At 37.9% G+C, this 749-nt stretch carries 2 protein-coding genes; both read right to left on the minus strand.

Translation table 11 applies throughout. The annotated features are described in order from the left end of the window. Positions 1-157 (minus strand): CcdB family protein (locus A3757_RS28070; protein ID WP_197469902.1); only part of this gene is annotated, 157 nt, incomplete at its 3' end. Further along, positions 157-534, minus strand: a complete 378-nt coding sequence (locus A3757_RS06760; RefSeq protein WP_231875543.1) for a type II toxin-antitoxin system CcdA family antitoxin — start codon at positions 532-534, stop codon at positions 157-159. The genes A3757_RS28070 and A3757_RS06760, both read right to left, overlap by 1 nt. Between the last annotated feature and the right edge of the window lie 215 nt (positions 535-749).

Below are 749 nucleotides of genomic sequence, written 5' to 3' on the forward strand. Positions count from 1 at the left end.
TTTGGGCTGCTTTTTCGTTTACTTTTTTTGAAGGGGTTAGCGGTATAACCAGTCTAGAGTTTAAATCACTTAACAAGTTGTTCTGAACATCTACAAAATATGGGTAGGTTTTTTTGCTGCTTTTATCTTTATTCAGGTACAGCGTAAATTGGCTCATTAAAAACTCCTAAACGAGTCAGAGAATAAACCGTTTTCATCACTTAGCTTATTAAGTTCATCAATTGCATCTTTGTTTTCTTGAAGCCATTGCTCGCGCTGCGCGTTTTTCACTTGCACAATTAGAGCTTGTTCAAGTGTGGCAGATAAATTTATTTTCAAGCTTTTAGCTTGATTTAAAAGGTCGCTATTTACTGTTAAGTTGGTAGCTTTTTTAGGTGCTTGTTGGTCAAAAAATGTCTGCATGTTATTTGCTCCATATGCGCATATAATATGTGCATCTATGCTATTCCATAAAAAAGCATTTAACAAGCGCCTCCAACGGACAAATTTTACTGTCACCATTTTTGCGCTGCGCTGCAAAACTGCCGCCAGCAAAATTTGCTCGTTGAGGCGGGCGTTATGTTTTCAAATAAAGGATTGGTCAATTGAAGTTTAAGTCTGCGCCTTTGAAAGAAACAAAATTCTACGAAAGAGTTAAGGAACTGGCAGCAGATGAAGTTCAATCGCGTGAAGCAATGATACAACGTTGGCGCTGCGCAGTCGGAAGTGACGGGAAATTCGATGTATTTTTTACTCAATTAATTGGTTCA

Source organism: Oleiphilus sp. HI0117 (genome assembly GCF_001635235.1).